The 25598-nt window shown below is 46.1% G+C and carries 23 protein-coding genes; 9 read left to right on the top strand and 14 right to left on the bottom strand.

Going from position 1 to position 25598, the window contains the following annotated elements:
* Window positions 1-2: 2 nt before the first annotated feature.
* The 5 genes from ACKU40_RS13860 to ACKU40_RS13880 all read right to left on the bottom strand — a co-directional run bounded on the left by ACKU40_RS13860 (window position 3) and on the right by ACKU40_RS13880 (window position 5664).
* On the bottom strand, window positions 3-1391 hold the full coding sequence (locus tag ACKU40_RS13860) for a [Fe-Fe] hydrogenase large subunit C-terminal domain-containing protein (protein ID WP_320173388.1): 1389 nt from the start codon (window positions 1389-1391) through the stop codon (window positions 3-5).
* Window positions 1391-1981 carry a 4Fe-4S dicluster domain-containing protein gene (locus ACKU40_RS13865; RefSeq protein ID WP_320173389.1) on the bottom strand — a complete coding sequence of 197 codons (591 nt, stop codon included), beginning with the start codon at window positions 1979-1981 and terminating at the stop codon, window positions 1391-1393. The genes ACKU40_RS13860 and ACKU40_RS13865 overlap by 1 nt, the downstream gene beginning before the upstream one ends.
* The gene (gene fdhF, locus ACKU40_RS13870; protein WP_320173390.1) at window positions 1966-4074 is read right to left on the bottom strand and encodes a formate dehydrogenase subunit alpha; all 2109 of its coding nucleotides are present in this window, start codon (window positions 4072-4074) and stop codon (window positions 1966-1968) included. Before fdhF ends, ACKU40_RS13865 begins: the two co-directional genes overlap by 16 nt.
* Before the next feature lie 178 nt (window positions 4075-4252).
* Window positions 4253-4393: a hypothetical protein gene (locus ACKU40_RS13875; protein ID WP_320173391.1), complete on the bottom strand. Its 141-nt coding sequence runs from the start codon at window positions 4391-4393 to the stop codon at window positions 4253-4255.
* Window positions 4378-5664: an MBL fold metallo-hydrolase gene (locus ACKU40_RS13880; RefSeq protein WP_320173392.1), complete on the bottom strand. Its 1287-nt coding sequence runs from the start codon at window positions 5662-5664 to the stop codon at window positions 4378-4380. The genes ACKU40_RS13875 and ACKU40_RS13880 overlap by 16 nt, the downstream gene beginning before the upstream one ends.
* A 207-nt stretch (window positions 5665-5871) precedes the next feature.
* Here ACKU40_RS13880 and ACKU40_RS13885 point away from each other — a divergent pair, with 207 nt between their 5' ends.
* From ACKU40_RS13885 to ACKU40_RS13915, 7 genes are all read left to right on the top strand, one after another.
* Entirely contained in the window at window positions 5872-6909 is a 1038-nt protein-coding gene (locus ACKU40_RS13885; RefSeq protein ID WP_320173393.1) for a LacI family DNA-binding transcriptional regulator, read from the top strand.
* A 66-nt stretch (window positions 6910-6975) separates the two neighbouring features.
* Window positions 6976-7977 carry a C4-dicarboxylate TRAP transporter substrate-binding protein gene (locus tag ACKU40_RS13890; RefSeq protein WP_320173394.1) on the top strand — a complete coding sequence of 334 codons (1002 nt, stop codon included), beginning with the start codon at window positions 6976-6978 and terminating at the stop codon, window positions 7975-7977.
* 58 nt (window positions 7978-8035) lie between these two features.
* On the top strand, window positions 8036-8533 hold the full coding sequence (locus ACKU40_RS13895) for a TRAP transporter small permease (RefSeq protein WP_320173395.1): 498 nt from the start codon (window positions 8036-8038) through the stop codon (window positions 8531-8533).
* Between the two features lie 3 nt (window positions 8534-8536).
* Window positions 8537-9817 carry a TRAP transporter large permease gene (locus ACKU40_RS13900; protein WP_320173396.1) on the top strand — a complete coding sequence of 427 codons (1281 nt, stop codon included), beginning with the start codon at window positions 8537-8539 and terminating at the stop codon, window positions 9815-9817.
* 14 nt (window positions 9818-9831) lie between these two features.
* The gene (locus tag ACKU40_RS13905) at window positions 9832-10773 is read left to right on the top strand and encodes a glycerophosphodiester phosphodiesterase family protein (RefSeq protein WP_320173397.1); all 942 of its coding nucleotides are present in this window, start codon (window positions 9832-9834) and stop codon (window positions 10771-10773) included.
* 60 nt (window positions 10774-10833) lie between these two features.
* The gene (locus tag ACKU40_RS13910) at window positions 10834-13833 is read left to right on the top strand and encodes a hypothetical protein (RefSeq protein WP_320173398.1); all 3000 of its coding nucleotides are present in this window, start codon (window positions 10834-10836) and stop codon (window positions 13831-13833) included.
* Between the two features lie 481 nt (window positions 13834-14314).
* Window positions 14315-15511, top strand: a complete 1197-nt coding sequence (locus ACKU40_RS13915; protein WP_320173399.1) for a tyrosine-type recombinase/integrase — start codon at window positions 14315-14317, stop codon at window positions 15509-15511.
* Here the strand turns inward: ACKU40_RS13915 and ACKU40_RS13920 are convergent, their stop codons facing one another.
* Complete coding sequence (locus tag ACKU40_RS13920; RefSeq protein WP_320173400.1) at window positions 15512-16222, bottom strand: hypothetical protein; 711 nt, start codon at window positions 16220-16222, stop codon at window positions 15512-15514.
* Window positions 16197-17126, bottom strand: coding sequence for a hypothetical protein (locus ACKU40_RS13925; RefSeq protein WP_320173401.1), 930 nt, complete (start codon window positions 17124-17126; stop codon window positions 16197-16199). Before ACKU40_RS13925 ends, ACKU40_RS13920 begins: the two co-directional genes overlap by 26 nt.
* A gap of 119 nt (window positions 17127-17245) precedes the next feature.
* Here ACKU40_RS13925 and ACKU40_RS13930 point away from each other — a divergent pair, with 119 nt between their 5' ends.
* Window positions 17246-17773: a hypothetical protein gene (locus ACKU40_RS13930; protein WP_320173402.1), complete on the top strand. Its 528-nt coding sequence runs from the start codon at window positions 17246-17248 to the stop codon at window positions 17771-17773.
* A 71-nt stretch (window positions 17774-17844) separates the two neighbouring features.
* Window positions 17845-18786: a hypothetical protein gene (locus ACKU40_RS13935; protein WP_320173403.1), complete on the top strand. Its 942-nt coding sequence runs from the start codon at window positions 17845-17847 to the stop codon at window positions 18784-18786.
* Window positions 18787-18895: 109 nt separating this feature from the next.
* Here the strand turns inward: ACKU40_RS13935 and ACKU40_RS13940 are convergent, their stop codons facing one another.
* From ACKU40_RS13940 to ACKU40_RS13970, 7 genes are all read right to left on the bottom strand, one after another.
* On the bottom strand, window positions 18896-19324 hold the full coding sequence (locus ACKU40_RS13940) for a hypothetical protein (protein WP_320173404.1): 429 nt from the start codon (window positions 19322-19324) through the stop codon (window positions 18896-18898).
* Window positions 19325-19332: 8 nt separating this feature from the next.
* Window positions 19333-21195 (bottom strand): DEAD/DEAH box helicase family protein, encoded by a 1863-nt coding sequence (locus ACKU40_RS13945; protein ID WP_320173405.1) that lies wholly within the window; start codon window positions 21193-21195, stop codon window positions 19333-19335.
* A gap of 309 nt (window positions 21196-21504) precedes the next feature.
* The gene (locus ACKU40_RS13950) at window positions 21505-21963 is read right to left on the bottom strand and encodes a hypothetical protein (RefSeq protein WP_320173406.1); all 459 of its coding nucleotides are present in this window, start codon (window positions 21961-21963) and stop codon (window positions 21505-21507) included.
* Window positions 21964-22353: 390 nt separating this feature from the next.
* A complete protein-coding gene (mobC, locus tag ACKU40_RS13955) occupies window positions 22354-22716 on the bottom strand; it encodes a plasmid mobilization relaxosome protein MobC (RefSeq protein WP_320173407.1) in 363 nt (120 codons plus the stop codon).
* Complete coding sequence (locus ACKU40_RS13960) at window positions 22717-23721, bottom strand: type IV secretion system protein (RefSeq protein ID WP_320173408.1); 1005 nt, start codon at window positions 23719-23721, stop codon at window positions 22717-22719.
* Window positions 23721-24626, bottom strand: coding sequence for a hypothetical protein (locus ACKU40_RS13965; RefSeq protein WP_320173409.1), 906 nt, complete (start codon window positions 24624-24626; stop codon window positions 23721-23723). Before ACKU40_RS13965 ends, ACKU40_RS13960 begins: the two co-directional genes overlap by 1 nt.
* 50 nt (window positions 24627-24676) lie before the next feature.
* Window positions 24677-25045, bottom strand: a complete 369-nt coding sequence (locus ACKU40_RS13970; protein WP_320173410.1) for a hypothetical protein — start codon at window positions 25043-25045, stop codon at window positions 24677-24679.
* Window positions 25046-25598 lie beyond the last annotated feature (553 nt).

A 25598-nucleotide genomic window follows, 5' to 3' on the forward strand; every position in this document is an offset into this window, starting at 1 on the left:
GGCTAATGTCCCCCGCTCCCGGTCCCATAATGGGTGTGCAGAAGTTCATGAGATTTGTGTCCGAGAGGTTCACCCAGATATTTATCATACAAAGCCGCAACTGCCTCGTTTTTATGCGAAGCACGAACCGGAAGTTCCTTATCATGACGGTGTAATCCGCCACGGCGCTTGGCAATCACCTCGGCACGGTCAATTCCGGGCAGAAGTTTCGGCTGGCCCCCTCCGGCAACGCAACCTCCGGGGCAGCACATTACTTCCATGAAATCAAAATCGGCCTTTCCGGCACGGACATCTTCAAGAAGCGGGGCGGCATTAGCCAGACCGGAAACGATCACCGCACGAACAGTTTTTCCGGCAACCTCTATGAATGCCCTGCGGATACCCTCTCCTGCCGGGGAGAACACAACCCCGCTCTCACAGACATCCTTACCGCTGGTAACGGCAATGGCTGTTCGCAAAGCAGCTTCCATGACTCCTCCGGTGGCTCCGAAGATAACCCCGGCCCCGGAATAGAGGCCCATGGGAACATCAAAATCCTCTTCAGGCATTTCAGCAAAGTTGATGCCTTTCTCCTTCAGCATGGCGGCAAGTTCAGTCACGGTAAGCACTGCATCAACGTCCGGCTGTCCGCTGGACTGCATTTCAGGACGGGCAGCCTCATGCTTTTTGGCTGTGCAGGGCATGACCGCTACACTGGCGATAGACTCTGCGCCGACTCCGACGATTTCTGCCCCGTAAGTTTTGAAGAGCGCTCCGGCCATCTGCTGCGGGGATTTGCAGCTGGAAAGATGATCGGTCAGATCAGGCCATGCTGTCTCCATGTAACGCACCCAACCGGGACAACAGGAAGTGAACATGGGCATCGTTCCGCCGGACTTAATCCGGTCCAGCAACTCCGAAGACTCTTCCATGATGGTCACATCCGCCGCGAAAATAGTATCGTAAACAGCATCAAAACCAAGACGGCGCAGGGAAGCCGCAAGCTGTCCCGGAGTCAGGGTTCCCGGAGCAAGACCGTATTCTTCAGCAATGGAAGTACGTACCGCCGGAGCACACTGAACCATGGATTTCTTAGCCGGATCAGCAAGCAGTTCCGCAACTTTTTTGGTATCGTTGCGAAAATGAGCAGCAAACAGAGGTGCACTGTCATCGTCAGCAAGGCCGCGCGCTCTGCGCATGGCGGGCAACTCATCCGCCGCATCGTCAAAAGGAGAAACAAATGCGGAACAGGTCAATACGCACTGACCGCAGATAACACATTTAGAAGTATCAATGGTCTGGGCTTCACCTTCAGCACCGACAATAGCATCTACAGGGCAGACTTCGGCGCAGCGGCGACAACCGGTACAGACCGCGGAATCAATTGCCACTACTTGAGAATCATCCATCATTACATTTCCTCCCCAGCTCTGGCTCCGACTCCGGCAAGGGCCAATGCAGCTTCAATATTGCGGCGTTTCTTAATTTTCATGGGATCAATCAAAGTCAAAGCGTCTTTAGGACAGGCTTCCACACAGGCCGGGCCTTCTTCACGTTCGTGGCAGAGGTCGCATTTGCTGGCTAGAAGTGCGGGTTCAACAATGTAAGAATCAGGATTATGCGGATCAACCACCCTGCGCAGGGCGGGACGACCATCTTTCCAGATCTGGGCCATTTCCATAGCTCCAAAAGGACAGGCTGCAAGGCAGGTCTTGCAACCAACACAGCGTTCCTCATCCACCTGCACTCCGGAATCAGTGCGCTGGATAGCACCATTAGGACAGACTGCAGCGCATGGTGCGTCCTCGCAATGACGGCAGCCCACCGGGACACAGACTTCTTCTGCGCGGATCAGGTAAAGACGGGGAGAAAGCGATCCCTGCAAGCTTCCCACAGAAACACCGCCCTGCAGGTGAGCAGCAGCGCAGGCCAGTTCACAGGCCCGGCAACCGATGCACTTTGCAGCATTGGCAAGGACAAAGGGGCTTAAACGTGATGACATGAAATTTCTTCCTTTGTGGATGCGGAAACCTGTGCGTCTACTGACTTCTCAGGTTCCTTGAATTTACGAATGGAAACAGCACAGACTTTCAGCTGCGGAGTTCCGGTAACCGGGTCTGCTGCCGAAGTAGTCAGCAGGTTGGCCGGACTTTCAGAAAAGTGGAAAGTCATGAAAACCAGACCGCGCCGGACCCGTTTGGTACCCCATGCCCGCGCCTTGACTGTTCCCCGGCGGGAGCTGATTTCTACCAGTTCGCCATCCTCTACACCGTATGCTGCGGCATCAGCAGGATGAATCTCCACCAGTTCCTCCGGCCAGGTACCTTCCAACCCGAAACAACGACGGGTCATGGTGGCAGTGTGGTAATGAGCAACCACCCTTCCGGTGGTCAGGGTCAACGGATACTGCGCATCAGGCAATTCTGCCGGCTCGCGATGTTCAAGGGGTACGAATTTACCGGGACCGCGCATGCAGCCCCCAACGTGCAGAATTGGAGTCCCCGGATGCGTTTCAGCTGGACAGGGCCATTGAATACCGCCAGCCTCCAGACGTTCATAGCTTATGCCTGCATGGGTCGGGGTCAAAGTACGCATTTCATCAAAAATATCTGAAGCACTTGCGTACCGCTCGGAACGGCCAAGACGGGCCAGCAAATCAGCCAATATTTCCCAGTCCGGGCGACTCTGCCCGATGGGGTCTACTGCCTTACGGACACGCTGTACACGCCGCTCTGTGCTGGTAAAAGTTCCGTCCTTCTCAGCAAAACTGGCTCCGGGCAGGACAACATCAGCCAGCGCGGCTGTTTCGGTAAGGAAAAGGTCCTGAACAACAAGAAAATCCACATGACGCAGGCAATGCTCCACGTGACTGATATCCGGGTCGCTGCGCATGGGGTTTTCGCCGAAAACAAATAGTCCCTTAAGGCGGTCTTCTTCAACAGCATGCAACATCTTGGGAATGGTCAGCCCCGGTTCAGCAGAAAGTTTCACTCCCCAGCCAGATTCAAATGTTTCCCGCACCGCATCATCAGTTACCGGACGGTATCCGGTCAGCACGTTGGGCAGGGCTCCCATATCACATGCACCCTGAACGTTGTTCTGCCCGCGCAACGGGTTAACACCTGTCTTGGGCCGCCCGATATTTCCGCTAAGCAGCGCAAGGTTGGAAACGGCAAGTACGTTATTGGTTCCGGTAGTGTGCTGGGTCACACCCATTGTGTAGTAGAAGGCGGCATTGGCGGACTTTCCGATAAGCCGCGCAGCCTTACGAATATCAGCCGCTGGGACTTCAGCAATGGCAGCAACACTTTCAGGATCGAAAGCCTGCAGACCTTCCCGGAAAGAAGCGAAATCTTCGGTAGCTGCGACAAGGGCTTCAACGTCAGCCAGTCCTTCATCCAGAATAACCTTGGCAATGGACGAAAGCAGCGGAGTATCTGTCCCCGGACGGAGTCTGAGCCAGACATCGGCCTGACGCGCAAGATCGATCTCACGGGGATCAATGACGATAAGCCCTGCTCCGTTACGCTTAGCTTCCATCATGCCGATACCGATGATGGGATGACATTCGGTAGTGTTGGTGCCGATGGCGCAAACACAGTCGCCTCTTCCCATATCCCAAAGCTCACGGATGGAGTTTGTCATGGAACCGCTTCCTAATGATGCAGCCAGACCGGCCACCGTGGGAGCGTGTCAGAGACGTGCGCAATGGTCGACATTATTACTGCCGAGCCCTGCGCGGAAAAATTTCTGGAAAAGGTAATTCTCTTCATTGGTGCAGCGGGCACTGCTGAAACCGCCAACAGTCTGCGGACCATGTTCAGAAACAATGGAGCTTAAGCGGCTTGCCACAAGCCCCAACGCCTCATCCCATGAAGCAGGAACCAGCTCGCCGTTCTTACGTATCAGCGGAGTAGTCAGCCGATCACGATGATGAACAAAATCGAATCCGAACCGCCCCTTGGAGCACAGTGCGCCCTGATTAACCGATGGTTCCGGTCCGGGAGAAACACTGACAATGCGCCCATTCTCTACTTCCAAAGAAAGAGAGCATCCGGCACCGCAGTAAGGACATGTTGTAGTTATAGGTTGCATGCGGCCCATTTAGCATAAGACATGCCATAAACCAATCACAGGCCCAAAAATCATAACATACTGGAAAAATAGCCTTTACAAGTTTAAACAAAACATACTTCGCGAAAACAGGCTTTTTGCAGACACAAATTGCATGCAATTATGCAAAGACTGCATGCAATTTGTATATTTCTGACGTTCAAGCTCCCATGGAGGCAACCGCAGGCAGAACAGTTTCCGCATCAAACGGGAAGCCTACAGGAAGTAATTCCAGCCCTGAAACAGTTGAATTACCACGTTCTGCAAGCAAACCTGCAAGCACCATTAAAGTACGTAACATTTCCCCTCTTCCGCCAGCGGGAAAGGGCTGTTCGTCAGAAAAGGACAATGATAACCGAGAACTTTGCCTTTGATTTTACTTTGCAAAGACTCGACCTGCTTCCAGTGGGTATGCACGCTGTCCGGATTATCAAATTCTATTTCGTGGAAAACCAAATCACAGGAGGCAAACCATTCGGCTTCAAGTTCAGGACGGTTCAGAATTTTATTAATCCGCTCATCGTACTTAGTATCCCCTGAATAGCCGAAACTGCTGCCTCCGGCAGAGATTTTAAGACCGATGGTTCCATAAGGCAGGATATGGTGATTCCAGCGGCTGTCTATTTGAATTGGGCCTACTTGCAACGGGATTCCGGGCATCAATGAGAGTACCTCCACATGCTCTCTCATCGAGGGAAAAAGCGGCGAATAAAGATCAGACAGCACCCGGAAAACATTATCGGCAAGGATCAACTTCAACTTTCGATTAGATTTGCATGCCCGATACATGCAGGCGCTAAAACCCTGCACATGATCCTCATGATTATGAGTAAATAGACAGTGGGTAATATCATCCCAATGAATATTGCAGCGGGCAAGGGCTTGTGCCGGATATCCGCAAGGATCTATCCAGATTACGTATTCACCGTAACGCACAATGGTGTTGGCAACCGTGCCGAAAACACCGTTTCCGCAGCCGATGGGAAGGACTTCCAAAACATCTCTGATTCTGCCGCCTCTGGGGATCGTTTCCAGCAGAGCCTCTATTTCCTTGTCGGGACTACCGGCAGGGGCATGGGAGTTGCGGTCATACAACACAGCGCCGCCATCGGAGACTACAACATTGCCGCCTTCACAGCAGATCTCAAGACTGCCCTTGCGGTAACAGGGATTGGCAACGTTGTAATGAAACCATTTTCCAAGCCAGTCCTTACGTACGACCTTGAGATTCTTATCATCAAAAAAATACGGGAATATACACTCAAGATTACTGTGGAGCAGCTCCACATCCTGTTTAAGACCGACGTATTCTTTAAGAATTCCGCCCCTGATTTGAGCCTGCCATAGTATGAATTCCTCTCCTGTGCGGTTATCACCTGAAAGTGAAACCTCCCACGGCGGCACAACGACAACTTCCTCCCGAAAACCATGTTCAGTCAGGAACTTAGCAACATCAGGCATACTGCCTACCCGCACTGTTCCGGCTGAAGTACTCACAAGGTCAACATACATCCCGCAGTATTCAATGCGCTGAACCTGTTCTGTCAGCTTTTGTAAGGCACTGGTAGTCATCCGATACTCCCTTCACTCACAATGTATATGTTTACATTCAAATGACACTAGCGAGATCATAATGTCACTTAAAGCTGTTAATGTTTCATATTTTCAAAACTACAAATTCAATAAAAACAAGCTTAAATTTCATTATTCATCAATTTGTTGACACAATTGTTATCAAGCTGCTAACAAAATGTAAACGTTTACATGGTGAGGTTGTCTGTGAGTACTATTCGTGATGTTGCCCGCTTAGCGCAAGTTTCCACCGCCACGGTTTCCCGGGTTATTAATTCCCCGGATTCCGTGCGAGAGAAAACCCGTGAGAAAGTTCTCCGGGCCATGAAGATGTGCAACTATAAATACAATGCCCTCGCACGCGGTTTTGCCACCAAGAAGTCCAACACCATCGGGCTGATCATTCCCAACATCAACAACCCCGTCTTTGCCGAATCCACACTTGGGGTTCAGGAATATGCCGAAGAAAAACAAATCAAAGTAATCCTCGGCAACACATCATACAAAATATCACAGGAAGAAAGCCTGATCAAAGCATTGCGCGAAAGTCAGGTGGACGGACTGATCATCACCACGACCAATCCCAAGGGCGAAATAATCAAGACTCTTACAGATGAAGGGTTCCCCTTCGTGCTGCTCTTCAGCACGGTCAAAGGCGGACCGTTTTCCGCCGTTGGGGTAGATAACTATCGCGGCGGGTACGTTGCCACCGAACACCTTATTTCCCTCGGACACCGCAGGATAGGTATGATCGCGGGCAGCTTTACCGTGACAGACAGATCCTATCACCGCTGGCATGGCTACCGCCAATGCCTTAAGGATAACGGGATTCCCTACGACAAAGACCTGCTGGTCCAGACCGAGTACTCCCTTACCGGAGGCCGGGACTCGATCAAGCAGCTCCTTGAACAGGAGTACCCGCCGAGCGCGGTTTTCTGTTCTAACGACTACATTGCCCTCGGTGCAATCAAGGGAGCGCGGGAATCGGGATTATCCCTGCCCGAAGACCTGTCCATAGTGGGCTTTGATGACATGCCTACGGCCTCATACATGGTCCCGGCACTGACCACTGTCCGCCAGCCGGCCTATGAAATGGGCAGACGCGCCTGTGAACTCTTGCTGCAAAAGATGGAAAATCCGGAAAAACCGGAACAACATATGATGGAGACCAAGCTGATTGTCCGCGAATCTACTGCCGCCGTCCAACGTGACACGGAAGCAGAGGATGGCGGGGACAGACAGTAGCAAAAGGATTTTGGCAATTGTTGCCGCAATCCTGATAAGTAAGGAACCTTTAGGAGGAAAAGTAAAATGAGCTTCAAGAAGACCCTTTCCGTGCTTTGTGCAGGAGCTGTTCTGGTCCTGTCCATGGGCACAATGTGTATGGCGGACGACTATAAACTGACCCTGAAACTGAGCCACGTTTTCAGCCCAGCAGAGCAGCTTTCCAAATCCATGGATGCTGTAGCCGAATCCATCTACGAGAAAACCGACGGCGCTATCAACATCCAGACTTTTCCGCAGGCACAGCTGCCCGCATACAAGGAAGGCGTAGAACAGGTTGTTCGCGGAGCTAAATTCATCTCCGTTGAAGACCCCTCTTTCATCGGCGACTATGTTCCTGATTTCAAAGCTCTTTACGCTCCCATGCTGTACCGCAGCTTTGACGAATACGTGAACCTGACCCAGTCCGACCTCGTTAAGAAAATGCAGGCTGAAGCGGAAAAGCAGGGCATCAAAATTCTTGCACTCGACTACATTTACGGTTTCCGTAACCTGATTACCCAGAAAGTCATCAAGACTCCTGCCGATCTCAAGGGCATGAAAATCCGTACTCCCGGTTCCAAATCCTACATCGACACCCTCACCGCCATGGGCGCTGTTGCAACTCCCCTGCCCTGGGGTGAAACCCTCTCCGCAGTACAGCAGGGTGTTGTTGACGGTCTCGAGGGTTCCGAATTCACCAACATCGGCACCAAAGTATACGAAGGCCCGACCAAAAACGTAGCCAACACCCGCCACATCCTCGGCACTTGCGGAGTTTACATCTCCACCAAGGTTTGGAACGAAATTCCTGCCAAGTACCAGAAAATCATTCAGGATGAATTCACCAACGGTGCAAACCACATGGTTAACCTGCTCAAGTCCCAGCACGGTGGTGTTGTTAAAGAGCTGGAATCCTATGGCGTAAAGTTCAACGAAGTTGACGGCGACGCTTTCCGCGCAGCTCTCAAGCCTCTCTACGAAGAGCAGAAAGGTATGACTACCGGTATCTACCAGTCTATCTTCAAAGAACTCGACGCAATGAGATAAACAATTAATTCAGGGCATGGGAGCCTGCGCTTCCATGCCCTGCTTTTGGTGGTGAACAATGTCTACTACAGCATCCAAATTTCTGTTCAAAAATTTCGACCTTATCATCAGCGGTTTTTTCCTTTGTATTACCGTTGGGGTGGTCATCATCAATGTCGGGCTGCGCTATCTATTTCAAGGCGGGCTTTTCTGGGCCGAAGAAGTGGCTACAACCTCATTTATCTGGTCCGTTTTCGTTGGTTCCGCCGCTGCATACCGATACAAATTGCACATCGGCATTGATATGATCAGCAAGGTCGGTCCCCCAATCTGGCGCAAATTCATTGCTGTGGTCATTGACCTGCTGATGTTCATCATCAACGGATACATCGTCTATCTCAGCATTCTTTACATTCAGGCAAACAAGCTGAAACGCACACCTGTTCTCGACATTCCCGCCATTTACGTGAATCTGGCACTTACGGTCGGTTTCTCCCTGATGGCTGTCTACGCACTGTCTTTCCTGTATCAGGATTTAGGAAAACTTTTCGGCAAACAGGCAGAAGAAGGAGAATAAACCATGCTTACATTTCCCGTAACCATTGTAATGGCGCTGTATTTCACCAGCATTCCCATTGCCTTTGCCCTTTTGGCCGCAGGCCTCGCATATTTCACTTTCGGCGATGTTGGCACACCGCCGGACCTGATCCTGCAGAAATTCATCACATCCACCGCATCCTTTCCTTTACTGGCCATTCCGTTTTTCATCATGGCCGGTGAAATCATGAACTTCTCAGGGATCAGTGCCAGTCTCATGAAAATGGCAGAAGTTCTGACCGGACACCTACGCGGCGGGCTGGCTCAGGTAAACGTCCTGCTTTCCACCCTGATGGGTGGTATCTCCGGCTCTGCAAATGCTGACGCAGCCATGCAGTCCAAGATCATCGTCCCGCAAATGACCAAGCGCGGGTACAGCGCACCTTTTGCCACTGCCATCACCGCTGCATCATCCGCAATCGCTCCGGTAATTCCACCGGGCATCAACCTGATCATTTACGCACTTATCGCTCAGGTCTCCGTGGCCAAAATGTTCATCGGGGGCTATACTCCGGGTGTACTCATGTGCCTGGGCCTGATGCTTACCGTACATTTCATCGCCTGCAAGAGGGGCTACAAACCCTCACGCGAAAAAATGGCCACCGGCAAGGAAATCTTCGCCCAGTTCCGTGAATCAATCTGGGGTCTGCTCCTGCCTCTGGGCATTATCGCAGGTATCCGCTTCGGTGTGTTCACACCAACTGAAGCCGGAGCCATGGCTGTGCTTTTCTGCATCATTATCGGTGCGTTTCTTTACAAGCAGCTCAGATGGGAACATTTCCCCATCATCATGAAGAACACCATTCTGGGAACCAGTTCAGTCATGCTGATTATTATCGCTGCGTCCGTATTCGGGCAATACATGAGCTGGGAACGCATTCCCCACCAGTTGACCAAGGCGATTCTGGCTATCTCCGATTCCCCGTGGTTAATTCTGGTAGTCATCAACGTCCTGCTCCTCTTGCTGGGCATGTTCCTTGAGGGCGGCGCACTGCTGATTATTGTTGCCCCGCTTCTGGTTCCGCTGGTTAAAGGAATGGGTATCGACCTGATTCACTTCGGCCTGATTATGATCGTAAACATCATGATCGGAGGCATCACACCGCCCTTCGGATCGATGATGTTCACGACCTGTGCCATCACCGGATCGACGGTGGGAGAGTTCTGTCGTGAGATATGGCCCTTTATTCTGGCCCTGCTTGCAGTATTGCTCATTGTTACTTACATGCCCGCAGTGGTCATGTTCCTGCCCAATTTGATATAGAATGGAGATTTCCAATGATGCTAATAGGACACCGGGGTTGCAAATACCCCGGATACAACCAGAACACCATTCGTGCCTTTGAAAAAGTCACTTCAGAAGGTGTTCCGGCCATTGAATTTGATGTGCAGCTCAGTTCAGATAAAGAGCTGGTGGTAGTCCACAACCTTGACCTTGAGGAAGTTTCCACAGGCAAGGGCGAGGTCTCCAGCACAGATTCAGTAACACTGAAATCCCTCTTCGCCGGAGATCCTGCACAGGGCGAAGACCGTATTCCATTTCTTGATGAAGTTTTCGACTTCTTTGCTTCATGCGCTGAGGACACTCGTCCTTCCATCCACATGGAGCTGAAAGGAAACAATACCGGAAAACAGGCAGGAGAGCTCTTCAATAAATACGTTGCTGCCGGAAAGCTCAACATATCCGACCTGCTGGTCAGCTCCTTCAACTGGGAGGAACTGAAAGCTCTCCGCAAAGTATGCCCTGAAGCCAAGATAGCCCTGCTGGATGGAGCAATCCGCCGTAACCTGCTGCTGGATAAAACAGGGCCGGAAGCAGAAAAATACTTTGCAGAGCTTTTCGCATACGGCAATGAAGACTACATGCTGCCGCGTTTTCCTGCTTTAGCGGAAAATCTGGTGCTTCTTGATAAAATCTGTGAAGATCAGGATATCCACAGCCTTCTTAAACAGGAGCTGAAGGACTGCCTCGACGGACGCTACTACACTGACGAATTGCTGGATACTGCCACAGCAATGAATGCAACTTCAGTGAACCTCTGGTATCGGACCATTGTGCCTGAATTCATTGAAAAAGCACATGCACGCAATCTTGCTGTCTTTGTTTATACCGCCAACCAGCCTGAAGAATGGGAAGCTCTTGCAAAAGCAGGAGTTGACGGAATCTTCACTGATTTTTATGCGGAGGCTGCAGACACGCTGACTGATTATAAAATTTAACCCATACGGGGTCAGGTACGGGGCTTTAGGCTTCCGCCGACCCCGAACCAACTCCATGCTATGACCAGAATTTCTTCTCTTTTCTTCGATAAGCTCGACTATCAGCTGCTGCAGATTGTTGATGACGTCCTCATGCGCGGTAATAAATCCCGCGCCTTCCGCTCCCTTTTTGTTGAATACATGCATCCCCACGGGATCAAGGAAATGGCTGCACCGCAGGGACTGCGCATTGCTTATGCCGTAATCAGCCTGCTGGGCAGCTTTGAGAACGGCATAGCCCATGACCGCCTGAAAGCCTTGCGTTCCTTACGTGACGAAGTATTTCTCTCTTCTTCAGGATTTTACCGCAAAAATACGGCCCGGGTACTGCTGCAGATCATGAAAAAGCTGGTCCGCCCCGGCAATACTGAACTGAACAGGCTTAAACTGGCCCACGATTTCCGTATGGTTTCGGCTGGAAATCCGCGCATGATCAGAAAAGAGCTGGCTAAATATCATCTGGTTGAAATGCCTGAAGAATGGAACCAATACGCCTTTGATGATCATGTACATGATGCCAACACCAAAGGCAGGAAATCCCCGACCCACCTGATCATGGATGCATGGATCAAAGGCATCCGCGAAATTACTGTTGTTTACTACAACTACGTGCGTCCGCAGGTTATCGAAGAACTGCTTGAAGCAGGCAGCATACTCGACATCAAGGTTCATGTAGGCATTGAACTATCTGCACGTTTCCGTGATAAATTCGTTCGCTTCACTTGGGAACCGAATGTACTCTCCGACACTCCCACCTTCCAAAAATTTATGGAAAAAGAACGTGTCATTGAACTCTTTGAAGAAGGAAGAGAGGTTTCACGTTACCAGCAAAAATACGTTTTTGACGTACTTAATGAATTTAACAGCAGACACCGCAACGATCTCGGCAAACAGCTGGATTTAAAACTGCCCCTGCTGAATCAGGATGAATTTCTCAGTTTCGTGGGAACCGGACAACCTTCAATCCTGCATCTTGGACGATTCATCCACAACAAACTCGCCGTATATGCCGAGGATAAGGAAGAGACTAAACTCACTCCTGCGCAAAAAGGATTGCTCCGCACCCTGACCGTACGAACCATCATTGATGAATATCTGGCTCCGGCAAAAAATCCGCTGCTGCATGATCCTGCGGAACCGCATAAAGATACTGAACTGCCGGAACTGCTGCGCTGCAATATAAATGAATTGATGACCCGTTTGCTGCGTCTTCACTCCAGTTCAAAATTCACCCTCAACCTTGCCAACCTCACCGCTCAGGATACTCTGGAACTGCTCTACGACGGCGGCGGCATGATCACCCATATCGAAGCCTACAACCTCAAAGATATCTGCGTCGAAGAGCAAAGAACCCAACTTACCGGACAGGAAAAACATTACAAGCTCATCGGCAGGTTACAAAAAGCTCTCAATGAAGACAGCGTTATCACTCTTAAAAGCGCCATCCGCGAGATCATTTATGACTACGATGACCAGCTCGAAAAGATAAAAGCAGACTTTGAAGCAGAATCTTTCAAAGTCATGCAAAGGCGTAAGCCGGAGCTTGTTGCCATCCTTTCTGATCTTGAAAAATTTCATACTATCTACAGCAAGCGCAGCCTGAGATCCCGCATCGGGTCAGGCTCAACAGGTCAGGCGGAACACAGGCACGGCATGGGTTTCGTGGTTATCGACACTCTTCCGGCCCGGGCGCGCAAACCCTTTTATCGCAACAGTTGCGGTGAAGGGTGCAACCGAATTCCTGTAAGCGCCCTGATGACCAAAAGCGTCAACAGCAAGGTGGGCCTCAGCCGCCGTGAATTATCACGCCTTCCTGAAGACAAGGCCGGGCGTCAGTTAAAATGGACCCTTGATTCCTTCAAAATACACGCAGGCAAACTGGGTAATATCGGCACATTGGGCGGACTGCATATCCAGCCCGATAACAGCGTTGAACGCAAACAGGATACGGATTCACTGGGTAACTCATGGAATTACCTGAATACCAACATCAAGAATACCGCCAAGGTTCTGCTGGGCTTTATACCAGCTTTCCTGACCTTTTACCTGACCAAGGACTGGTGGCTGCTGTCATATTTCGGTGCGGTAATCTGGTTTGCCATCACCGGCTCACGCAATATTATCCAGTCGGTACTCGGCGGTGGAGGGTTACGGCGTTCTCCCCTTCTGCCGTGGAACTCGCTGGTCAGCTGGAGCCGCATTTCAGACTCCCTGCTTTATACCGGATTCTCAGTTCCGCTTTTGGACTATCTGGTCAAAACACTGCTGCTGGATAATACCTTCGGGGTGACCACTTCTACCAACCCCATACTGCTTTACTCGGTAATGGGACTGGCCAACGGGATATACCTCTCCAGCCATAACGCTATTCGCGGGCTGCCCAAAGGGGCCACCGTGGGCAACTTTTTCAGGTCCATTCTGGCCATTCCCGTAGCGGTCGCCTTAAGCGGACTGATCGGTGCCCTGCTGGGCATGGCCGGTATACCGGATGCCACCGGAATCCTGCAGAAGTGGGCGGCAATCATTTCCAAATTTGCATCAGACGGGGTTGCAGCCTTTATCGAAGGACTTGCCGACAGACAGGCCAACATCAAGGCCAGAATAGCCGGTTATAAAATGAAGATTACGCAGCTCTTCTCGGTTTTCTCGAAACTGGATCTCATGTTTCCGGAAGAGGATGTGCTTGAGATGCTGCAGAGTCCGAAAATCATGATGCGTACCCTGAGCAAAGAAGCAAGGGACTTGGAAAAGCTGATCATCGTAAACGCCCTTGACCTGATGTACTTCTGGCTTTACCAACCGCGATCACGCAAAGCATTATCAACTCTACTGCAAAGCATGTCCCGCGAGGAATGGCTGATTTTCTACCGCTCACAGCTGATCCTGAAGCGGCACAAGGAAATCAGTCAGGTCTTTGTGGACGGATTGGTAGGTAAGGATTTTTCCAAAGCCCTTTCCTTCTATCTTGACCAGTCACCGCAATACCTTGCGGATATGGAAAAACTGGGGAGAAGAGAATAAAAAAAGGATTCGCTCATACGAGCGTGAACTCTACACCTTAACGCTCCCTAAAAGACTGCTGTAAAGACAAATAAACAGGTGATCATGCCGCACTTTTCTGGACAGTCAGTAATCCACAAAGAGATATCATGGGGTGGAGGCGAAAAAAAGTTGTTGCATACGCAATTGTTAGGATGATCTGAAAATTAATTTTGCGGACACCCTCACTTTTCGCCACAAACTAAAGAAGCCTCACAATGCGATAACACACTGTGAGGCTTTAATTTTTTATGGAGCCAACGATCGGAATTGAACCGACGACCTGCTGGTTACGAATCTTTACCGACAATTTTCCCACAGCTTCCCAACACTTCCATTAATCCATTTGTTTAAAAGGACTAACCATGCTATAGACTTCCCTAAAGCACATTTACTATCCCCACCCGTCCCGACCAAAGTGGGGACAGAAAACGGGGACAGTCCCCATTCAAAGGAAGTGAAAATGGCAAAGTGGATCAGTGTTAAGGATGAGTTCGGCAAAAACTGCGGTGTACGCTACCGCACACACGAAACCCGCAAGCATGGAATCATGGCTGACAGATATTACGCCATTCGGTTTCAGGTGAACGGCAAGCGTGTTGAAGAGGGCTACGGCTGGGCTTCAAATGGTATATCTGAAAAGATGGCCATTGAAAAAGCTAAAGAGCTGAAAGCAAAGGCCCGTGCCGGGGAAACCAATTTTCGCCTCAGACATGAAAAAGAAGCCCAGATCCAAGCCGAGCTTGAAGAATCCCTCAAAGGCTCCATAGACCAGCTTTTCAACGCTTACGTTGCCGATCTCAAGGGCAAGGGTAAAAAATCATGGAAAGAGGTTCAACGCGCCCTGCTCACTGGCAAGTATGCCGCGGTAAACTTCATAGGCCGGGACGTAAAAGCCAAGCACATTACACCGAAGCATATACAAGCCCTTTTGAAGGAAACATATAAGCGCGGCCCGTCCATGGCCTCACACCTCCGGGGCTACCTGCACAGTGCTTTTAGTTATGGGATTGTCCGAGAACACGATTACACCCGCGCTGCGCAGGAAATCACTTTCGACATCAGCAACAACCCCGTTGCCGCTATCCCCAAAGATTCAAAGGCTGAAAAAGTTGGTGAACGAGTTCTTACGCCTGAAGAACTTAAAATCGTCTGGCATGAGTGCAACCAGCCAGCAATCAAACTGATTATTGCTACTGGTGGTCAGCGTGTGCTTGAAATTCTGGAATGCAAGAGAACTGAATTTGACCTTGATGAAAATCTTTGGATTATCCCCGCCGAAAGAGTCAAGAATGGGCGTGAACACGTTGTACCGCTGACAGAAAGGGCTAAAGAAATAGTCATATCCAGAAAATCAAAATACCTGCACCTATTCCCCAATGCAGGCCGCCCCAGTGATCCACGCGAGATCCCTAGCTTAGGCCGCGCCGTAACCAGATTTTGCAAACGTGTAGACATGAAACACTGGACCCCGCGCGACCTGCGCCGCACAGTCAGAACCATGCTCGCCGACCAGCAAGTGCCAAGCTATTTGCTCAACATCCACTTCAACCACGGTAAGCAGGAAGTCGGCGAAAAGCATTATGACAAGTCTTCACATTTGGCTGAGAAATTGGAGGTTATGGGGGTGTGGGAGGAAATTTTAACAAGACTCCTTTGATCAGGAATATTGACGGTACAGCCTTCCAATATTTTCTACATCGTAACGTTTAGAGGACTTATTTAAATTCGCCAAAAAAGAATCCATTGACTGCGAAGAGACTACATTCCGTACAAATCCTTCAACCTCAGCATCTAAATCATATTTTAACTTTGAAACGTAATTAAATACTCTTATCGCTTGCAGTTCAGGAAAATCATAAAGATAGTCGGTACAAGTAAAAGATATTCTCCTTTCTAGGATGGACTCAAAAAAACCTGATTCAACAAACTCTCCATTTGCCACATTATAAATACAAGCGTTTATTGAAAATACGGCTGTGTTAGGAAGCTGCCCGTACTCTTTTTGAAATTGTCCCACTTTGAACGCATAGGTATCTTTTAAAAGCCAGACATCAACTTTTGTTCCATCTGCAAGAAAAGTCTTACACCCACCGAATGAATTACGCTCAATATTGTCACCACAAGGCAACACATCTGAGTCTAAAACGAAATCAAAATCTGAAATTTCTACATCTTCATAAAGCATAGAATGAAAAGTATCTCTTATGGCCCCACCAAAAAGAAACAGAGGGCCAAGCCCCTGCAACTCCTCGACAAAACGCCAAAGCGTGTTAGAGGAAACAACTAATTTTGCAAGTTGCTCTTGAAGAGCAGAAGCAACGTCAAAGAGTTGCACCGTACTATTAACTTGACTCATCATTTCCAGCACTTTCACCCCCAACAGGGGAGCTCAACTCTTTCAGTTCTTGTGAAGTTTCTACAATCCGATTCAACTCAACAAAAAAGGGGGAATTGTTAATCTCAGATCCAGTAAATTTAAAAACCAAAACAGGAAGAAAAAATTTTTCAGGTAGCGAGGTATTCGGAATTATCCATATCTCTTTTTCATCAAACAGATATGCTGAGTAGGTGACAATATATTTAAATTTCTTGATTATGAAATTTTTACCATGCTCATTTAATTCTTTTTTAAAATCGAAACTAGTCCTTGCAACTCCCTCAATAAGTTCTTTTAATTTACCGTCCTTGCTAAACTTATCATCCAGATAGGCTATTGCATTTTCATGCTCAGGATCAATCATCACCATGGTAACTTTATTTTTCACCAAATGTTTTCTCAATTCATTCTGACAATCCTCAACAATATTTTTATTGTACAATCCAATAACTATACAATCTCTAGACTCTAATATCCTTTCTATCGTTTTACCAATGCTCCACCGTCGATCTATGCGACTAAGAGAAAATTCCTGAATAGACTTATTGATTTCAAAATTATTAAAGACAGTATCATTAATCTCTTTCTGAAGCTGCTCTTTAAAAAACAACTCTGATAGTAAACTCATAACTGATCCAGAAATAAAAATTGCAGCGAGCGTAGACAAAAACCATGCATAAACATCGCTATCAGTTTTATATTTCGACAGAAACAACAAGAAAAGCGAGAACAGAAGGACCAGTAAAGAGGCCACTATAATTTTGGCTTTATATGGAAATTTTTTCCAATAGGTCACGACACTTCCTCGCAGTCCTAAACAGACAATTGTGAAAATTGACCCTAATGTAAAACCTACGAGCAAGTCCCAATTTCTAACTATAAAATCTTCATTCATTTTATGCCCCAAAACAAAAAAATCTAGGCTAGTTTTTCAAAATACAATAAAGAAAAAACACACGTGACAACTAGCACCCTAATCAACAAGTGACAACTGCTCAACGAGGACACGGCAAAATGCACATCAAATTTTCAACTTTCCCACGAACACAAGCTCCCCCACCATTTCTTGAAAAAATCGTAAACATATTCAGAGCTCACGAAGACAAAATTTCCACAACTAAACTTGATAAAAATTTAGTCAGCAATGACGTTTTAAAAATTATCTGCAAAGATTTAGAGGGAATTGGTTTTGAAGTTGAAAACGGAAAAAAGAAAAACCAAAAAGTTAAACGACCTGTTTTCTACGGAGAAAACGCAGAACCATCGCTTCAATATGAAATAGACGCATATCACGCCAAGTGGAATGTTGGCCTTGAAGTAGAGGCCGCACGTGCCTTGGGTGGCAATGCTTTATACAGAGATATTGTTCAGGCTTTAGTTTTAGTCGATCTGAAATATTTGATAGTGGCGGTTCCAAATGAGTACAGATATGGGGCCAAAAGCATAACCCGTGATTACAACAAGGCTGTCGCGATTGCGGAAGCTCTTTATGGGCATTCTAGGATAGTGATGCCTTATTGCCTTACGATTGTTGGTTACTAAATTTTGCTGCAATTTGATTGATGAAGTTGCCGTGATTTATCTGATATAAATATTATTTGCTGGAGTGCTTAATGCGGAAACCCATATTGTTGTTATCCATTATTTTTTTATGCTTTTTAGTTGGTATTTTTGTATATGGAGTTAAAATCTATACGAGTCAAGAGTTCTATGAAACATCCAACATTGCGCATACAGGATTTAGGAGTGATGCAAAGGAAAATGCAATCTGGATCACTGTTGACGACATAGAGAATGGTTATTTTAGAGTTAAAGCATCAGCATGGATCAGCAATGGCTTCGATTTTAAATCTGCATACGTAGACTTGAATGATAGACTTGCAGGAATGCTCCTCTTTGAGGAGCTTGATTTAAAAGCAATTCGTAGATCTGAAAAAAACACCTACTATGAGTCTGCTTATATTGATTACCACGGGCATGGGTTATTTGATAACTACCCTTTCGATGAGCATTTCATTTCAAGTAAGGCCAAGATTGTCCTTATCTCTGAAAATGGAGAACAGACTGTTTTGCCAGATGAATTTGTCTATAGCGTCTACTTAGATGAAACTTTCAAAATTACAGAGCTAAAGGAAATCCCTAAAAAGCTTGGGAGCGGCAGGACGGTTGTAGCGAGTGACGAGGTTTTACTACAAATCGAACGGCAGCCATGGTTCAAATGCTATTTTTTACTTGCATGCATGCTCGTGCTAATCCCCATTATCACAATGGCCTCAGGCGACAGCAAGGTTAGCAGCATTGATACTCCTGCATTTATCATATCCGTATTTGCAATACGAAAAATGTTAGCTCCCGAAGACGGGCTAATCTTTGATTTCGACTTGTATCTTGCTGCAATTATTTGGTGTTTTGGAGCAGTAAAAATGATGATGGTCACAGGTCAATTGTATCGTTCTGATGAAGATTTCTTGCTGTTAAGAGATGGAGTACTCCGGCTGAAAGATAAATTAATTGAAGTTGGTCGTGCTATTCATAGAGATGAAGAGCTTATGTAGTTCTAGGCAGCTAGCAGTTTTAAGATGAGGAGGGGTTGCAAAAACAAGCGGCCCAACCATGAAGGTCAGACCGCCGGGTACAAACTTTGAATTTTAAATATTAGGTGTATTAGGCAACAAGTTCTAATCTTGAAAAAAGAGCCTCTCTTTCGCTTTTAGGAATATTTTGAAAAAAATCTTCTATATCTTTCAGTGAATTATTCCTTTCAAGCAGTGGAGTAAGTTCTCTAATTAATTTGTTTATATTCTCGGAGCGATCCCATTGCTTTTTATATCTAGAACTTCCAATTTTCTGATCGATACTTTGAAGGTATTTATCTTTGTCATAAATATATTTCATTTTATTTATTACTCCACCAAACTCGCTGTCGCAAAACGTAACAATAACCTGAATATCACCAGCTTTACGTTTGACTTCAATGCTGGAGTAATCATTTTCAAAAATAGCATCAGCTAAGTCTGAAGGTTGAACTCCTTTTGTAATATGAACAGCGACCAGTTTATTTAATAAATTCAATGCTTTTTTAGTAAAAATCATTTTTATTCCTATATGTTAGCAAGAATCCTTTTTAATTCTTCATAAATAACGTCTACATACCTAAGTGAATGGTAAAGATTTGTATTATCCCTATCTTTAACAGCTCCAAACTTTTTTGCCAACTTTGCGTTAACATATCTTACGATAAGTCCATCGTTTGCATCAGAACTTTTTGCATAAGGGACAAATCTACCTATTAAAGGGTACAAGTTGGATTCTTTAGGGTCAAGATCAAAGTCACTAAGTAAGTCTACTGCATAATCTTGATTTTTTTTTGTTAAAATTTCACGCATTTTCTTTCGAGCTTCAGCGGGCCTTTTCTCAATCAGCTGTGGGTCGATAAAATCCCGAGCAAGATTATTTGTCTCTTCTTTTCCAGCGGCCTCAACTGCTGCAGAAATAAGTTCATCGGATAAACCAGCTTTTTTTAAACTTTCCTCTACAATTCTCTTTTTATCAGCTATCTTTTCGCGAGCTTGTTCAAATAACTTATGACAATCTACGTCATGTAAGTAAGAATCTTGTTGACTTACAAAAGCATCTTCTGAGGAAACGCCCGCAATTTCCTTTCCTCGTTCTTCATAATCACGATCTGAATATTGAAAGTCTTTAACCATTCTAATTGTTGCCCGATCAACTTCATGTTGAAACCGATCCCACATTCGATTTAATCCAGTTTCTTCGTGAAAAATCACCACTGCATTATTATCAATTTCGTGTTCATAAATTTCAGATTCAGGAATAGCCCTTAAAACACGACCCACAACTTGAGCAAAAGCATTTTCGCTACGATAAGGCCTAAATAGGGCCAATATAGTCAAGTACTTATGATCGTAACCTTCCATTAACATGTTTACTGAAATTACAACTTGGCACAAATTTAGATCAATGCTTTTAAATGCTGCAAGCTGCGCCTCATCTTCCATTTTACTATGAACAATTACACTCTCTAAGCCCGCTTCTTGATACCACAAATGCAAGTCTTCTGCATGTTTAATACTACAACCTACTGCAAGGATTTTATGGGGAACATTGGGTGATATTTTGTTGAGTTCAGTAAGCTTTAATATACTGTGTTGTATAACGTCCTTGGAGCAATTTTCTGACAATGCCACGCTTTTTTCAATCCACTCTGTATCTTTTAATTCTAAAACAGCTTGTAAATTTAATTGGACATTTGGTTTTTCTGGAAGTGTGAAATACAATTTATTAGCATTAACTGTTTCTTTTCTAAGTAACTTAATGTGACGATCTCTCATGACTTCAGAGAGCTTAGTCTCATGAATTTTATCGCCTTGTACAGGTTGTCCATCTCCTCTGTATGGAGTTCCCGTCAGGTGTAGCTTCTTAGAATTAGAAAAATAATCTAGAACATCTTGCCAGCTTTTTGCTGGAGCGTGATGAGCTTCATCGATAATAATCATATCAAAAAAATCAGGAGCTACCCGTGTTATGAGCGAGGAGTTTCTATCACCAACAATTTTATGTATATTGCAATGTACAAAATGACTTTGTTCTAAATGCTCTTGAGAAATTGAAGCATCATATTCACTTACCACTGGAATACTTGCAGGATTAAATATTATGTCCTGATTAACCCAAAAGTTATCTTGTAGAACAGCAGATTCCTTTTTGATCGAATTATTAGTCACTAGCCCTGGAGTTATAATTAAAACTCTGCCATTGGAAACTCCATACGGAGAAATTAGTGCCACGCCTGTTTTGCCCGTTCCTGTGGGAAGAACAACTAAAGCTTCTCCACAGGGGTTTTGCTCAAAATATTCTCTAATGCTAAGACATGCTTCAATTTGTGGGTTTCGTAAGTTTTTATTTCCCTCTATATTTACAGCGGTCTTTTTGAAGTAACTCATTTTTATCCTTAATATCAGTTAGATAAATCGCGACTATTTTTTAATTCACCCCAACCCCAAACACATATATAATTCCTAGAATAAATCACACTATATTAGGTTGTGTCTAGCAATCTCTAGAGAATGTTAAAAGTTTGACTCTTTTCTTGGGAGGCATGGGACTCAGGATTTCTACATTACCAACTTTCTTTGAGCCTCTGCAGCCACGGTCACAGATTGCTACCGAAGCTCTGGTTTCGGTGACGGTCAAGCATTGTGTCGCATCTACGGCAAAGCTATCCGTTATAATATTCGCGCCCTCACCAGCTCTTAATCCCAGCTCCGATAATGCTTGCTCAACAGCTTAAACAAGTACTGAATATCCTGATCTGCAAGCTCTCGTTCCTGCTCAAGACACCTGCGCAACTCTTTCTTAGCTTTTGCTTCCAACTTCGGGTTGGTTGCTCTGGGCCAATCTGTGAACCAACGACAAGCATCTGGCTCAACATCCCCGGTCGAATTGTCGTATGAGGGTTCAAAAAAACTGCGCATCTCCCCCCATTTCTCCCTATGGTGCTCACGGCACTTATCAGCATAATTATGAGCGAAGTATCGCTCCAAGAGCATTTCGCAGACATGCATTGTATGCAAATCCCGGTCGGCTCCCACATAGTAAGGGTTACGCCGCAGCTCACCTTGCATAAGCACAAGTTTGTGCTGCATGACCTTGAACAGCCCATCAGAAGTGTAATGACGATCAGACCATATTACGGGGAACCATTGATACAAATTGCGTATTCCAAATTTTACTGCTCGATACCATTCGTCAAGCAATTCCCATGGAGCCGTTAAATAGTGCGACCAGCGATATTCCGGCATGATAATCCTTCCCATTCGATTCAATTTTTTGACGTGAATTTGGTAGTTTTAAACGTGAATTTGGTAGTTTTAAAACTTGCTTAATCTAAGACTTTCGAAAAGCCTACTCAATAGCTGAAAATAAAAATTCAATATTTTCAAGGCTTTTCTCTGAATTAATTTCTTAATCTCAGCCCCAACAATTGAGTTATATTCAATTTAGACGCTGACGTGAATTTGGTAGTCGTAAAAAGCTGGCTCACCTGAAAGGAGTTATCAGGTAAACCGGCAATAATAAACCGCGCTTGAATCAGCCACGATTCATATTAGTTTTCGGATCTCTCTGAATGCTTCATCTACGCTACCCACCGTTTCAGCGAAAAGCTCCTGAAGTTCCTTATGGTTTTCTTGCAGCTCCGCGGGGACAAGCTTTCCTTCTGAATTTAAGTGGTAAGCTATTTGGTTCAGGTTGCCCCCGATCTGGCTGAAGCCCAGCTTAAGCTCCAAAAGCGTTTTAAAAATCAGCTTTAACTGTTCAATCGCAGGCTCATCTAAATCATAAAGACCAGATTTAACCAGATCTCGAATCAGTGCGGATTTGTTTTGCCCTTTTTCATTGGCTCTTTCTTTCAAACAAGTGGCCAGTTCTTCATCAAGCCTGAATATCTCTCTCTTATCTTTCATTTATTCACCTGCCTTTTTCCAATACTTACTGGCCTTTCCTCTAATATTACTAAGCATGGAGTTACCGGATCTGCTGGACGATGAGCTAGATCTGGAGCGTAGCACAGAAGAAAAGACAGCAGCTCCGGCAAGAGATCCAATGGAAGCGATTCCAGTTGTCGCCCCTGCAACACCTCCAGTCAGTGCTGAAGCAAGATCGGGGACCTTAAGGAGTATTCCAAAGCAGACCAGCGACCAAACGACAAGTGAAGCAAATTCAGCATTAAACACGCCTTGTTCTACAAGGATGTTTGCATATAGACTTAATGACGACTCTACCCCTTGGTAGGCAACGCTCATGACGATAGCAGCAAAAACCATCATCATTGAATAGTTTGCTATCGCCTTTACCCATGCCCAGAACACATGCCTTGTTTCCTTAAATGCGGACAGGAATATGCACACTATGCCAATCACAAATAGAACATAAATCACGAAAAGGGACAGGATAATTAACACAAGAAAACATATATACATGAGGCCGTAGCTAACGCTAAACACCCCAACAGCAACCCAAGCACTAATATACTCCCCGGCATTAGTCATAAGGTTACCATCTGGGATTTTATTCATCAGCTGAGTGTAAATTAATGCAAAGCCATTATCTAAATGGTTAAATATGCCTATAAAATTATTTACACTACCTTTTGAAGCAAACCAACTTGCCGTATTTATCAATCCTTTAACGTATGGAATGACTATATTGTTGACATAGAATGAACTTCCAAGCACAGCAGAAACAATAGACATTAATATTAAAGCTGAATAAAAAAGCTCCTTTATTCTATCGGATGAGAGCCTTCCAACCATAGCCTCAACACCGATCCACATTAGATACAATGTTGTAAAGGCGATAGCAGCACCTTTTGCATTTTGCTGCATTAATTGCGACATCTCAATAATATAATCTTGTAATGACGAAAGTGTTAGCGCAAGAATCTTTGTAGCTAAAGGTGTCAACTCCATTAGACACCTCCTTTCAGGTCAATGATTTGAAGCAGCGTATCAGAGGATGGATTTTCAAGATCTACACCTTGGCTTTTCATAGCTTCATAAGGCGCAAGGTATTTTTGTTTAGCTTCTTCGTACTTTGCTTTCTTCTGCTCTCTCTCGGCTTGCATTCTCCTCAGTTCATCGTCTTTAACACCACTGAAGTTCATAAGGGCCTGCGCTTCACCTATCTGGGCAGTTAAAGCCAGCTGCTCAGAAAGAATGCTGATTATCTGAGCCAGAAAGACATTCGTTAGATCCTGAGCTTCTTTGATGTTCTCGGTGGAATCAATTTTATTGGTCAGATCCTCCAGGACTGCAAACCGATCCTTCATTCCGGCTAGAAGCTTTTCAGACTTTTCAATAGTATCCTTAAGCCCCTGCTGCCGCAGTTGATATTTGGGGGCTAATTGTTTCCATGGGTTGTAATTTGGTGAGCGTGGATCACCGAAAATACCATCCAGCATATCAGTTGCTTCTGTAAATTCCCCGATATCTTCAAGCAAGCTGGAGATCTCTTTTACACGGCCCACAACACTGCTTGGTATTGCCTCAATCTGGCTCTTGATATTTTGAATTTTGCCAACAAAAGCCTTTCCTTGGTCATAGTAGCCTTTGACCTGATCCTTAATGTCTTGCAGCTCCTTGAACTGCTCCTGCAGCATGGAATAGCTTTGCTGCAAGACTTCGAATTGTTTCATCTGCTCTTTGATCTGTTGCTGTGCCTTTTGCAATTGCTGCACGTAGTAGCCATATGAACCGGGATCGCTGACGGTCATGGCTTCAGCTTGCATTGGAAAGAAGCCCAGAAAAATAAAGAACACTGCACAAGCAGCCACATATTTTTTTGTAGTAACTGCATATATATCGAGAGAAATCATAAACGCCTCCTGTAAGGGATTTTCGAAGGCCGGGGATCTTCCGGCAGATATTACGCACTTCTTCTGCTGACAATATCCATGGACAGTGCTTGCATTTCTGCAACAGCTTCTTCTAAGTCTGTCCCCGTTGGTTCGCCATCGCTTCTGTTGACAATATCGCTTGCCAGTGCGTTCAGTTTTGCAACACCCTCTTTTCCGTGTCGCTTTGCCAGTTCCCTATCGAGTTCTTTTTCTTCCCTTCTGATTCGCCTCAACTGTTCGTTTATCTCTGCGCATTCAATAAGCTCATTCTCGTACAGAAAAGGTCCTTTGTCGCTCTGACAAAGGGCATGAAGGATTCTGACAAACTCAGTTGTTCTATTTGAAAACTTTATAAGAAGCTCTTCGAATGAAAGAGCACACAGTGATGAAATAGCCATAATTTCTCCTGCATTTCTGTTGCGCTCATTTTTGGGGCGTTGTCTTGAAGGGCACGATCTGTCTTTTTCAGGGCCTAAATCTCGGAACGAGATTTGGTACCTCAAAACTCCATAAGTTACGGTTTCAGCGAAAGTGTAACGTATGGTTGTGCCTTTCCCGCCGGGTCCCTTTAGGGAAGGCGGAAACGGGGGCCCCTCAGGGGGGTGAAACCCATCTCTTGCGCCAGCAAGAGCAGGACGAGGCAACGCCGAGGCATTTTGTCATACAAAATGCGTATCCTGCCATGACACCTAAGCGCATTATTACGTGCGATTTACCCTTTCCATCTGGGATAAATTCGATTATTTTCAGCCTCACCACCTGCAAATAGAGCGCAAGAAGCTGTAATGATTAACTTTACAGTGCAAATTATCTACATACCCAAAAACGTGGGGGTATCTTTTTTTGATGTGGGGACGCTCTTTTTACGCGTGGGGGCTACTTTATTTCTTGTAGGCCCCCCATTTCTAAGCGTGGTGGCACTGCTAAAAACCGTAGGGGCTACTTTTTCCA

It is taken from the genome of Maridesulfovibrio sp., assembly GCF_963666665.1.
In the GTDB taxonomy this organism is placed as follows: domain Bacteria; phylum Desulfobacterota; class Desulfovibrionia; order Desulfovibrionales; family Desulfovibrionaceae; genus Maridesulfovibrio.